Origin of the sequence: Aristophania vespae (assembly GCF_009906835.1) — a bacterium.
Taxonomy (GTDB): Bacteria; Pseudomonadota; Alphaproteobacteria; order Acetobacterales; family Acetobacteraceae; genus Aristophania; species Aristophania vespae.
The window spans coordinates 195,001-207,320 of sequence record NZ_CP047652.1; the positions used below are offsets into that span (position 1 = coordinate 195,001).

5 protein-coding genes, 1 tRNA gene, 2 rRNA genes, 1 other RNA gene and 3 pseudogenes (1 of these 12 running past the window's edge) are annotated in these 12,320 nt (G+C 45.1%); 9 read left to right on the top strand and 3 right to left on the bottom strand.

What is annotated here, in order from left to right; translation table 11 throughout:
* From GT348_RS00935 to GT348_RS00945, 3 genes are all read left to right on the top strand, one after another.
* Positions 1 to 1,654: ribosomal RNA gene (locus tag GT348_RS00935) — 23S ribosomal RNA — on the top strand (it extends 1,086 nt beyond the left edge of the window).
* A gap of 85 nt (positions 1,655 to 1,739) precedes the next feature.
* Positions 1,740 to 1,854, top strand: a 5S ribosomal RNA gene (gene rrf, locus GT348_RS00940).
* A gap of 31 nt (positions 1,855 to 1,885) precedes the next feature.
* Positions 1,886 to 1,962: transfer RNA gene (locus GT348_RS00945), tRNA-Met, on the top strand.
* A 218-nt stretch (positions 1,963 to 2,180) separates the two neighbouring features.
* On the opposite strand, the pseudogene GT348_RS09275 reads toward GT348_RS00945, so the two are convergent.
* Positions 2,181 to 2,345: pseudogene (locus tag GT348_RS09275) on the bottom strand (cysteine synthase A); the annotation flags it as partial.
* Between the two features lie 442 nt (positions 2,346 to 2,787).
* On the opposite strand from GT348_RS09275, the gene GT348_RS00955 reads away from it, so the two are divergent.
* The gene (locus GT348_RS00955) at positions 2,788 to 3,288 is read left to right on the top strand and encodes a hypothetical protein (protein ID WP_369692607.1); all 501 of its coding nucleotides are present in this window, start codon (positions 2,788 to 2,790) and stop codon (positions 3,286 to 3,288) included.
* A gap of 20 nt (positions 3,289 to 3,308) precedes the next feature.
* Here GT348_RS00955 and clpA read toward each other — a convergent pair whose 3' ends face one another.
* Both clpA and clpS read right to left on the bottom strand, forming a co-directional pair.
* On the bottom strand, positions 3,309 to 5,624 hold the full coding sequence (gene clpA / locus GT348_RS00960) for an ATP-dependent Clp protease ATP-binding subunit ClpA (protein WP_160618140.1): 2,316 nt from the start codon (positions 5,622 to 5,624) through the stop codon (positions 3,309 to 3,311).
* Positions 5,625 to 5,676: 52 nt separating this feature from the next.
* A complete protein-coding gene (gene clpS, locus GT348_RS00965) occupies positions 5,677 to 5,994 on the bottom strand; it encodes an ATP-dependent Clp protease adapter ClpS (protein ID WP_160618141.1) in 318 nt (105 codons plus the stop codon).
* Between the two features lie 279 nt (positions 5,995 to 6,273).
* On the opposite strand from clpS, the gene GT348_RS00970 reads away from it, so the two are divergent.
* The 5 genes and pseudogenes from GT348_RS00970 to GT348_RS00990 all read left to right on the top strand — a co-directional run bounded on the left by GT348_RS00970 (position 6,274) and on the right by GT348_RS00990 (position 12,310).
* Positions 6,274 to 7,299 carry a D-alanyl-D-alanine carboxypeptidase family protein gene (locus tag GT348_RS00970; protein WP_408865154.1) on the top strand — a complete coding sequence of 342 codons (1,026 nt, stop codon included), beginning with the start codon at positions 6,274 to 6,276 and terminating at the stop codon, positions 7,297 to 7,299.
* 93 nt (positions 7,300 to 7,392) lie between these two features.
* A pseudogene (gene map, locus GT348_RS00975) lies at positions 7,393 to 8,192 on the top strand (type I methionyl aminopeptidase).
* Positions 8,193 to 8,227: 35 nt separating this feature from the next.
* Positions 8,228 to 10,053, top strand: a pseudogene (ggt, locus tag GT348_RS00980) (gamma-glutamyltransferase).
* Positions 10,054 to 10,116: 63 nt separating this feature from the next.
* Positions 10,117 to 10,214: signal recognition particle sRNA small type (ffs, locus tag GT348_RS00985), an RNA gene on the top strand.
* Between the two features lie 110 nt (positions 10,215 to 10,324).
* A complete protein-coding gene (locus GT348_RS00990; protein WP_160618143.1) occupies positions 10,325 to 12,310 on the top strand; it encodes a DNA polymerase III subunit gamma/tau in 1,986 nt (661 codons plus the stop codon).
* The last annotated feature ends 10 nt before the right edge of the window (positions 12,311 to 12,320 follow it).

A 12,320-nucleotide genomic window follows, 5' to 3' on the forward strand; every position in this document is an offset into this window, starting at 1 on the left:
GGTCTAATAGAAACCCTGCGCCGAAAATGTAACGGGGCTCAAGCCACGTGCCGAAGCTGTGGGTGCATATTTAAGATATGCGCGGTAGCGGAGCGTTCTGTAAGCCTGAGAAGGAGACGGGGTGACCCTCTCTGGAGGTATCAGAAGCGAGAATGCTGACATGAGTAGCGACAAACAGTGCGAGAAACACTGTCGCCGAAAGTCCAAGGGTTCCTGCGCAAGGTTAATCCACGCAGGGTGAGCCGGCCCCTAAGGCGAGGGCGAAAGCCGTAGTCGATGGGAACCAGGTAAATATTCCTGGGCCTGCTAGAAGTGACGAATGAGAAATGTTGTCAGGTCTTAATGGATTGACCTGGCTTTTGGACCATTCCGGGAAATAGCTCTAGCGAATAGACCGTACCCGAAACCGACACAGGTGGACTGGTAGAGTATACCAAGGCGCTTGAGAGAACGATGCTGAAGGAACTAGGCAAATTGCTCGTGTAACTTCGGGATAAACGAGACCCATGAGTGGGCAACCATTTATGGGTGGCACAGACCAGGGGGTAGCGACTGTTTAGTAAAAACACAGGGCTCTGCGAAATCGAAAGATGACGTATAGGGCCTGACGCCTGCCCGGTGCCGGAAGGTTAAGAGGAGATGTGAGAGCATTGAATTGAAGCCCCGGTAAACGGCGGCCGTAACTATAACGGTCCTAAGGTAGCGAAATTCCTTGTCGGGTAAGTTCCGACCTGCACGAATGGCGTAACGACTTCCCCGCTGTCTCCAGCATCGGCTCAGCGAAATTGAATTCCCCGTGAAGATGCGGGGTACCCGCGGTCAGACGGAAAGACCCTATGAACCTTTACTGCAGCTTTGCAGTGGCATCAGGAAAATTCTGTGTAGGATAGGTGGGAGGCTATGAAGCATGGGCGCCAGTCTGTGTGGAGCCAATCTTGAAATACCACCCTGACTTTTTCTGATGTCTAACCGCGGCCCATTAGCTGGGTCCGGGACCCTGCATGGCAGGCAGTTTGACTGGGGCGGTCGCCTCCTAAAGGATAACGGAGGCGCGCGATGGTGGGCTCAGGTCGGTCGGAAACCGACTGTCGAGTGCAATGGCATAAGCCCGCCTGACTGCGAGAGTGACAGCTCGAGCAGAGACGAAAGTCGGCCATAGTGATCCGGTGGTTCCACGTGGACGGGCCATCGCTCAACGGATAAAAGGTACTCTAGGGATAACAGGCTGATCTCCCCCAAGAGTCCACATCGACGGGGAGGTTTGGCACCTCGATGTCGGCTCATCACATCCTGGGGCTGGAGCAGGTCCCAAGGGTTCGGCTGTTCGCCGATTAAAGTGGTACGTGAGCTGGGTTTAGAACGTCGTGAGACAGTTCGGTCCCTATCTGCCGTGGGTGTAAGAGACTTGAGAGGATTTGTCCCTAGTACGAGAGGACCGGGATGAACGAACCTCTGGTGCACCGGTTGTCACGCCAGTGGCACAGCCGGGTAGCTAAGTTCGGAATGGATAACCGCTGAAAGCATCTAAGCGGGAAACCAGCCTTAAAACAAGGTCTCATAGAGCCGTCCAAGACCAGGACGTTGATAGGTCAGGTGTGTAAGTGTGGTAACATGCTGAGCTAACTGATCCTAATCGCTCATATCTCTCACACATCAAAACACATGCACAGTCATCTTTTACTCAAAAACACACTAACAACTTCTCCTCAGACCTAACTTTGTTAGGGTGAGCGGGAAGACCTGGTGGCTATGGCAAGGGGATTAGACCCGATCCCATCCCGAACTCGGCCGTAAAAACCCTTAGCGCCTATGATACTGCACCTTAAGGTGCGGAAAAGTCGGTCGCCGCCAGGTCCCCTCGCTCACCCAACTCTTTACCCACCCCCGCGGGGTGGAGCAGCCCGGTAGCTCGTCAGGCTCATAACCTGAAGGTCGTAGGTTCAAATCCTACCCCCGCATCCAATAGCTCTGACAGATTCCTATCTCATATCTATATGATCTGTTACTCTCTCTCTTATTATCAATCTATATATACTTCCAATAAAATACTTCCGTATAAAAATATAAAAATTACACAATACCTCCCATAGCACATATCACTAAAATTATATCTCCGGGTTCGACTATTTTCCTAGATCAAATGTATAAACCCCCCATTCTTACCAGAGGGGTTTATACTCCTAAATCCCATTAAATAAATTCGTCGATAAATAACGCTCAGCAAATGACGGCGCTATCACCACTATCTCCTTATCTCCATAATCTTCCATCCTCGCTAATTCTATCGCAGCATGCAAGGCCGCACCAGATGAAATACCGATAGGTACCCCCTCAGTGCGCGCACAAATATGTTCAGTCTCTATGGTGCAGGATAGCTATCTGCAAAGTAGTATTTTGGATTATTTGAAGTATTTTAGTAATGATAAGACTATATATTAAAGCTTAACTAAAATTGCAGATATGGTTATTATTTAGATTTGATTTACTTTAAAAAAATATTTTATGATATATATTGTTTAATTAAGTAATGTATATATTAATTTATAAAATATATGATGAATTTTTTTATTATAAGTTAAATTAAATAGTTTTTTTAAATATATTACCTTTATTGATAAAAATATCTTTAATAATTTTATTTTAAATATATGAATAATAATATTGCAAAAATCGTAACTTAACTGGTTTGCTAATTGGCTTATTCAAATATAAATAAGAAAGACCAAATATCTTTGAATTAAAGAAAAACATTAAAAAGCTGCCATGCGTCAAATAAGAGAGAGTAAAATGAAAATTTCGTCGTCACTTTCTGTAGGGTTAATGTTAGCTGGATTAATATCTGCGCAGGCCGCTATGGCAAGCTCAAATATTCGGTATGAGCATGATATGCCTGCCAGCTGTGATAACGCCCAATTTCAGCAAGATAGACAGTCATATATGCAGCGTTATAAACACTCTTCAGTATCTTATGGTCGGCATATAGAACTACCTGAACATGTTTGCGGTAAAGTTGTAAGAGTTTTTCGGGCTAGAAAAAGTCGTAGTGGATGGCACGGCTATTTTCTTTTATCGGTAGGGGAAGGCAAGCCCTTACGTATTGTTTCTAATCTTGATGAGATGAATGCGCCTCAGTGGCCATGGGTCAAAGAGGGTGATGAAATTGAAACAAGAGGTCGATTTTATTTTGATAGTCCCCGCCGTCAGGGATTAGATTGGACTCATCATGGTACAAGCCGCAAGTGGCCATGGGGCGGGTTTGTTAATGTTAACGGCGAACATTACGAATAAGGCGTTTTTTCTTGGGTCATTTATATAAGGGCTTTGCTCCTTTTCTTGAGAGGAGAAGGAGCCGGCTGCTTTTCAGTAATCGTAAAAGTAAGCTGGTTTTTTTGCACACCAACGGTAACTTTTCCACCTTTGGCAAGTTTACCAAAAAGAAGCTCTTCAGCTAAAGGCTTTTTGATTTGTTCTTGAATAAGTCGCGCCAAAGGACGAGCTCCATGAAGAGGGTCGTAACCCTCAAGGGTTAACCACTCATAGGCTTTTGGTGTGAGGTTAAGCTGAACATGCTTTGAGATGAGCAGGTCTTGTAACTGAGCTATAAATTTTTTGACAATATGACGCATAATCTCGGTTGAGAGCGGAGCAAAGGGAATAATGGCGTCAAGACGGTTACGAAATTCAGGTGTAAAAAGCCTTTTAATAGCTTCTTCATCTTCACCTGAGCGGCTATGACGTGCAAAACCTACAGCTTCTCTTGAAAGCTCCGCAGCTCCGGCATTTGTGGTCATAATTAAAATTACATTGCGGAAATCAACAACTTTACCATTATGATCGGTTAGTTTGCCGTGATCCATGACTTGAAGCAGCAGATTATAAAGGTCTGGATGGGCCTTTTCTATTTCATCAAGTAGTAAAACGCTATGCGGTGCCTGATCTATTGCGTCCGTCAGTAAGCCACCTTGCTCAAATCCTACGTAACCAGGAGGTGTTCCTATCAAACGTGATACCGAATGTGCCTCCATATATTCGGACATGTCAAAACGAATAAGTGGAATATCAAGAGTGAGGGCTAATTGTCGTGCGGCTTCGGTTTTGCCTACTCCTGTCGGACCTGAAAACAGGTAACTGCCTATGGGCTTATTATTGTCGCGTAGCCCTGCACGAGAGAGCATAATAGCCGAAGACAACATGTCTAAAGCTTTATCTTGCCCAAAAACTGCCTTGCGTAAATCTTGTGGCAAGTGACGCAGAGATTCTCTATCATCATTTGAAACACGTCTAGGCGGAATGAGAGCTATTTTCGAAACTGTTGCTTCTATTTCTGGAACACCAACAATAGAGCGCTTTTTCTTGGAGCTTGGCTGTAATTGCAGTGCTGCTCCGGCTTCATCTATAACATCAATGGCTTTATCTGGGAGCTTGCGCTCATGTAGATAACGCGTCGATAGCTCAACGGCCGCTTTGAGAGCTGCTTCGGTATAATGTACGTTGTGATGTGTTTCGTAACGTGATTTTAGACCGTGTAAAATACGAACTGTATCTGCCGAAGAAGGTTCTGTGACATCAATTTTTTGGAATCTGCGCGTTAAAGCATGATCCTTTTCAAAATATTGACGGTACTCCCTATAGGTTGTGGCGCCCATACAGCGCAATTTGCCCGATGCTAGTGCAGGTTTAAGTAAATTAGAGGCATCCATAGCCCCGCCTGTTGTCGCACCAGCTCCAATAAGGGTGTGAATTTCATCAATAAATAAAATTGCCTCAGGTTGGGCTTCTAGTTCCTGTATAATCGCCTTAAGGCGTTCTTCAAAATCACCACGATAGCGTGTGCCTGCAAGTAAACTACCCAAATCCAAATTATAGACAATTGAATTTTTTAATATGGAAGGAATAGTTTTTTCCACAATACGATAGGCTAAACCCTCTGCAATAGCAGTTTTCCCCACGCCAGGGTCACCGACGAGAAGTGGATTATTTTTTGTTCGGCGACATAAAACCTGAATAACGCGTTTCAGTTCTTTATCGCGCCCGATGAGAGGGTCAATTTGCTTGCTTTCTGCTCTTTCATTCAAATTGGCGCAATATGTTTTAAGAGCAGAATTTTCTTTTGCACTGGATGCGTGGGGTTCTTTTCCTCCCGAACTGGACTGAGGAGCAGAACGAGGTAAGCCACTAAAACCAAAAGCTGCGGCAGTGCCGTGAGAAAATGCGTGAATGGCATCAAGGCGATTCATACCTGACTGGAGAAGATAATAAACAGCATGGCTTTCTTGCTCGGTATAAAGAGCAATAAGGACATTTGCCCCCGTTATTACAGATTGGCCGGCACTTTCAATATGAATGGCAGCACGTTGAATAACACGTTGAAAAGCGGCTGTTGGTTGGGGTATTTCATCTTCTTTTAGCAAAGAAATCGTAGCAAAATTATCAGTTATGAATGTCTGTAATTCAGTTTTCAGATGCTCAGGGTTAACCTGACAGATTTCCATGACAGAGAGGGCATCTTTATCTTCGCATAAAGCGAAAAGTAGGTGTTCAAGTGTAATAAGCTCATGCTGGTGCTTCCCAGCAAGAGCGGCCGCACGTTTCAGTGTTTGCTCTAAAGTGGAAGACAACTGCATGAAACCCTCCTTAATAAAATAATAGGTTTGGCATATAGAAATAGTAAGCCGGTCAGGCTTTTTCCATGATGCCCTGTAAAGGATGATGATGACCACGCGCGCAATCATTAACCTGATTAACTTTGGTTTCAGCTATCTCCCGAGTAAAAATGCCGCAAACGCCACTGCCATTATGGTGAATATTCCAAGTAATTTGTTGAGCCTCTTCAGAAGATTTAGAAAAAAATCGTTCCAAAACGTAAATGACAAAATCAATTGGTGTAAAATCATCATTTAAAATAATGACTTTATACATTGAGGGATAGGCAATACGCGTTTTTGACTGCGTAAGGGTCTCACCGTGGGTAGAACTACTTGTAGCTTTTGGCATGAGAAACTCCTAAAGAGGCAAAAGCCTAAACCCTGAATAATAACCTTCTAGCTATAATATATGAGAGCCTATTAAGGGTTTGAGAAGAGGGCAATAAAAGGAAATTAAGAAAGAAAATAAGTCAATTTTCAAGAAGAAACAGATCCCAATTTAAGGAAGGTTTTAATATTATCTCATTTAGGGTAGATATAACAAACTTCATAAGACAGGCAGAATGGATTCTCGCACATAGCTAACATTTCTGCTTTCAAATGTTTCTTTTAATCTGGGTTGGGCATGATGCGTCTATCACATCGTTTTTTCCTCATGATGGTCCTTACTTTTGTTTTAGGCCTAACCAATGGGGCAGAAGCGCAATATGCAGGGCATATTTCCAGTTTTGTGATGAATGCTAAATCAGGAAAAGTGTTGCTCGCTTCTGATGCTGATTTACAACGTTATCCAGCATCTTTAACTAAGTTAATGACACTTTATATCACCTTCCGTGCTCTCTCAGAAGGAAATATAACCCTTGATCAGAAAATGCCTGTTTCGATCCATGCTTCTGTTCAGGAACCTTCCAAATTAGGAATGCGTCCTGGGAGCTATTTGATGGTTAAAAGCGCAATTTTGGCGCTTGTAACAAAATCTGCAAATGATGCAGCCTGTGCTTTAGGGGAGTATCAGGCTGGAGGGGACGAAGCTAAATTTGCCGTCGAAATGACACGTACAGCACGCCGGCTTGGGATGTCTAACACGACTTTTAGAAATGCTTCTGGTCTGCCTGATCCTAATCAGGTGACGACGGCGAGAGACATGGCTTTGTTAGCACGCCATCTCATGACAGATTTTCCGCAATATTATAAATATTTTAATGTAGCAAGTTTCCGCTTTGGTCGTCGTGTCATTCGTAACCATGATCCATTACTTGGTGTATATGCAGGGGCGGACGGTCTTAAAACAGGTTATACTAGTTTAGCAGGACATAATTTGGTTAGTTCTGCATGGCAAAATAACACGCGCCTTATTGGTGTTGTTTTAGGAGCACCAAGTAACTTTAGCCGTAATCATGCTATGATTGCCCTTTTAGATAAAGGGTTTATCGCAGAAGGTCAGATTCCGCTTCCTCTTATAAAATCTAAGAAACCGGTAAAAGCGAAAATTGCAAGGCGTGGCAAGGGCAAACGTGCTGTCATCAAAAGAGGGCATCGTCGTAAAGGTGTGCTGTTAGTTTCATATAAACCGCATAAAAAAGTAAAACCACGTAAACGACACGCTTTAGTGCATAAAACGCGTGTTTCTAAACGTGGGCACCATCGTTCTTAAGCTTTATTTGGTTAAAGAATTGAAGTTGTGCTCTTGCACTTCAAGCGCTGGGGCCGCATCTTAAGAGCCTTTTAGGCGACTAAGGTAGGCATTATGGGTTCGCAAACCAAACATGGCATAACAATATATACTCCCGAAGATTTTAAAAATCTGCATGTGGTAGGTAAGCTTGCAGCTGAAACACTTGATATGATTTCGGATCATGTTCGGCCAGGTGTTACCACGGAAGAACTTAACCAAATTATTCATAATTTTACGATAGAACGTGGAGCTGTTCCGGCACCACTTAATTATAAAGGCTACCCGAAATCATGTTGCATTTCGGTTAATCATGTCGTGTGCCATGGTATCCCTGGTGAAAAGAGACTTGAAGAAGGTGATATCGTTAATATAGATGTCACCTCCATTTTAGATGGCTGGTATGGTGATTCATCAAGAATGTATATCGTAGGCAAAGCGCCACGTAAGGCTGAAAAACTCGTTGAAGTCACCTATGAATGCCTTATGCGCGGGATTGAAGTTGTGAAGCCGGGGGCAACATTGGGCGATATCGGCCATGCTATCCAAACCCATGCTGAAAAAAACCGGTTTTCTATTGTAAGGGATTTCTGCGGTCATGGTATTGGCCGGACTTTTCACGAAGCCCAAATGTTTTGCATTACGGCCAACCAGGAAAAGGGACTATCCTCAAAGCCGGGATGGTTTTTACAATCGAGCCTATGCTTAATATTGGGAAGCCAGACGTAAAAATTTTAGCTGATGGTTGGACGGCAGTAACGCGTGATCGTACACTTTCGGCGCAATTTGAGCATATGTTAGGTGTTACTGAAGAAGGGTACGAAATTTTCACCCTTTCGCCACGTGGTTATACGAAACCGCCATATCAGTCTTAAAACAAGCCTAAATTAAGTCACAAAAAGAGTATTTTATGAAATTATTTTCTACGTCCTGCCTCGTAGCAGTGCTCTTTGCGGGGTCTGCTATGGCTGCTCCTTTGAGTGCAGCATCCGACCCTTTAGCCTTTGGCCCAGAAAATGTAAAACCTAGCATTTTAGTATCAGCGCCGCATGGTATGGTTGTCTCTGCCCAGCATCTGGCCTCGCAAGTGGGTGCAGATATTCTTAAGCAGGGGGGGAATGCCGTCGATGCTGCTGTAGCGGTTGGGTATGCTATGGCGGTAGTCTATCCTGCTGCTGGGAGTTTAGGCGGCGGCGGGTTTATGACCCTTTATTTGGGCCATAGAAATAATAATCCCGGTCCAGGCTTGTTAAGACATCATCGTACAGTTTTTGTCGATTTTCGCGAGCGTGCTCCTTTAAATGCGCGGCCTGATATGTTTGTCACTAAAGAGGGGCAGCTTGATAAAGAGGCTTCTGTAAAAGGATGGAAAGCTGTTGCGGTACCTGGCACTGTTGCTGGTCTTGAGGGGGTTCGTGCGCGCTGGGGGCGCCTAAGCCGCGCCAAGGATATGGCACCTGCCATTAAATTAGCGCGTGAAGGCTTTATTTTGGAAAAGGGAGATGTTGAGCTCTTACGCACTGGTACGTCCTATTTCCATCAAGATCCTTATGCGCGTTCCATATTTTTGCGTCCCGATGGCCAGGATTTGCAAGTTGGAGATCGCCTCGTACAAACTAATCTTGCCAATAGTTTGGGGCTGATTTCCCGTTATGGGCAGGATGCTTTTTATAATGGACTTCTTGCGGGTGAGATTTTAAAGGCCAGTAGCGAAAATGGGGGCATTTTAACTGGGGCTGACTTCTCATCTTACCAGATGCATTTACAGCCCTCTCTAAAATGCACCTATCGTGGATATGACATCCATACTGCCCCCCTCCGAGTGGAGGCGGTGTCGCGCTCTGTGAAATGCTGAATATCCTTCAGGGTTATAACCTTTCTGTCCTGGGTTTAAGATCTGTTCCAGCGATTCAGCATGAACTCGAAGCGATGCGTCATGCTTATTCTGATCGTCGTGATCTTGGCGATCCCTCTTTTGTTAAAAACCCTGTCGGTCATTTAACTGATATTCATTATGCTGATGAGGTTCGCCGTTATATCCCTGATAATAGAGCTATAGACTCAACGAGTTTAAAGCCTGGGCAGGCAGAAGCAGCGGCAAGTCAAGTGGTTGTTCCCCAATCATCAGAGAAAAAAGAAACGACACATTTCTCTGTCATTGATAAGCACGGAATGGCAGTTTCTGTGACTTATACGTTAAATGGCTGGTTTGGTGCTGGTGTTATGGCCGGCAATACAGGCATTTGGATGAATGACGAAATGGATGATTTTGCTGCCAAACCAGGCGAGGCCAATATGTTTGGCATTGTTGGGTCTCAGGCAAATGCCATAGCTCCTGGAAAAGCCCCCCTTTCTTCAATGAGTCCAACAATCATTACAAAGGGTAAAAAGGTAGTTGCTGTTTTAGGAAGCCCTGGGGGTTCACGCATACCTACGATTTTGCTGCATAATATTTTAGGTCTGGTGGATTATAATCTTGATTTGCGCCAGGCTGTTGATCTTCCACGTTTTCATGAACAGTGGCTTCCTTCTGTTGTCGAAATGGAACCAGGAGCTTTTCCTCTTACAGTGCAACAGGAGCTTGAGCGTGAAGGATATCAGTTCGTGCGTCGAAGCCCCTGGGGTATGATGGAAGGAATAATCGTTGGGGCACCTGCTCTTAATACGCCTCAAACAGGGTTAGTTTACGGTGTTGCTGATCCGCGGCACCCAGGTGGTGCGGCAATAGGAGAATAAATCTCGTATCTAAGTAGGTTAAGGGCTTGCCTTTAACCCCCTAATATGTGCTAGAAGCACATTGGAAGGTCAGCGCTGGACGGTTGGCTCGCGAACCCGGTCAGGTCCGGAAGGAAGCAGCCGCAGTGATTTCCAGTCGGGTCAGATGTTGGCCTTCCACCCTTATGAAGATTATTTTGTAAAATATTTCTGAAGGGGAAAAGGGGGGTCTTCATCCCGTTTCGTTGGCTCCTGCCTGGTTAGTCTGTACCGGAGGAGGGGTGTTTCAGTCATGATAGATGAGAATTTGCCTTTGCCCCAAGAAGGGGGAGATGGTTTATTCCCTGCTGCAGAAAATACAAACAGCATTGACCAGACAGCGGATAAATCAAAACTTTACAAAGTTTTAGCCAGAAAATACCGGCCTCAAAATTTTGATGACCTTATTGGTCAGGATACGCTTGTTCATATTGTGCGTAGGGCATTTGAGATAGGGCGTGTTGCTCATGCCTTTATGCTTACAGGTGTTCGTGGGGTTGGAAAAACAACAACAGCACGCATTATCGCGCGTGCGTTAAATTGTACTGGCATTGACGGAAAGGGTGGTCCTACCGCTAATCCTTGCGGGGTGTGCCCAAATTGCGTGGCGATTTTATCTGATCGCCACCCTGACGTTTTAGAAATGGATGCCGCGTCACGCACAGGTGTTGATGATGTGCGTGAGATTATTGAGGCTTCGCGTTTCCGTCCCATGCAAGGGCGTATGAAAGTCTTTATTATAGACGAAGTTCATATGCTGTCGCGTAATGCATTTAACGCTCTTTTAAAAACCCTTGAAGAACCACCTGCGCAAGTTACCTTTATTTTTGCAACAACAGAATTACGCAAAGTTCCTGTAACAGTGCTTTCGCGTTGCCAGCGTTTTGACCTGCAACGTGTCCCACAAAATCAGTTGGCGGATCATTTTAAGAAAATTGCTGAAAAAGAAGGGGCATATTTTGCGCCTGAAGCTTTAGCTCTTATTGCACGTGCTGCTGATGGTTCTGTGCGTGATGGTTTATCGTTACTTGATCAGGCTATTGCACAAGGCGCCGAAGATGCAGGGGCAGTAGCTTCAATGCTTGGTCTGGCAGATCGTGGTCTGATCTTTGATATGCTTGATGCTATCATGGAGGGCAGAGCTGATCAGGTTCTTTCTCTTATTGAGGATGTTTACGCGCAGGGTGCAGATTTACGCACTGTTCTGACTGATCTCATGGAAGGGGTGCATCTTCTTTCGAGATTTAAAATTGTTCCTCAGTTGCGTGATAGTCTGGATTTGCCGGAAATGGAGCGTATGCGAGGCGGCGCATTGAGCGATCGGCTTTCTATGAGCGTGCTCAGTCGTGCTTGGCAAATTTTGCTGAAAGGTGTTGCCGAAGTTGATACAGCACCTGACTGTCGTCAGGCTGTTGAGATGGTACTTATTCGCCTTTGCTATGGTAGTTTATTACCAACGCCTGATGAGCTAATTCGCCGTATAAATAATGATCCGCTCCCTTCTGTAGATGATCCTTCTTCTCCTGCATCTCGTCAATCAGGCCACAATAAAACCGGGTTAACGCCCCAGTCCGCTTTACCTCAGTCTTTTTCTCAGGAAGGTGAGCGCCACGGGGGGGCGCCTTCATCGGGAGCACCGCCACGGGCTGCTTTGAAATTAGTGGCTAATGGTGGAGCTGTTATTGACCAGGGGCAGCCGGACCATATTGTTGAAAAAGAAGAGCCCACTCATCTAACAGAGGTGCTCTCAGAGAGGCATTGGCCTGCAAGCTGGCGGGAAATGGTTGCTCTTATAGGGCAAGAAAAAGAAGCCTGGCTCCATGCTATTTTGCGTCATGAAGCCCATATTGTGCGTTATGAGCCGGGTTCTTTGTTGCTGCGGATTGATGATGCGGACGTGCGTTCACGTGTATTGCGTATTTTTTCAGCTTTATTAGAGCGTCTTTATCCGGGACGATGGGCATTAAATTTCTCAGATGAGAAGGGGGAGCCAACTCTTGATGAACAAGGAGCCCAAGTGGTGGCTCTGCATCAAAATGAAGCTCAGAACCATCCTCTTGTAAAAGCAATTTTGCAACGTTTTCCCGGGGCAAAGATTGCCTCTGTCCATGATCGTACATTAGATGATTATGGTCTTCCTCCCGAAGACGTCATGCCCTCTCTCGGGGAAGATATGCCACTTGATTTGGAATTTGCACCTTATGATGCCGATTCCATTGATGAGAATGATCTCGACTGACAGATAGGAA

What these genes read in the sequence shown, in the direction of transcription:
- GT348_RS00955 (WP_369692607.1), top strand. Translation starts at nt 2,788, where the DNA reads ATGAAAATTTCGTCGTCACTTTCTGTAGGGTTAATGTTAGCTGGATTA.
- clpA (WP_160618140.1), bottom strand. Translation starts at nt 5,624, where the DNA reads ATGCAGTTGTCTTCCACTTTAGAGCAAACACTGAAACGTGCGGCCGCT.
- clpS (WP_160618141.1), bottom strand. Translation starts at nt 5,994, where the DNA reads ATGCCAAAAGCTACAAGTAGTTCTACCCACGGTGAGACCCTTACGCAG.
- GT348_RS00970 (WP_408865154.1), top strand. Translation starts at nt 6,274, where the DNA reads ATGCGTCTATCACATCGTTTTTTCCTCATGATGGTCCTTACTTTTGTT.
- GT348_RS00990 (WP_160618143.1), top strand. Translation starts at nt 10,325, where the DNA reads ATGATAGATGAGAATTTGCCTTTGCCCCAAGAAGGGGGAGATGGTTTA.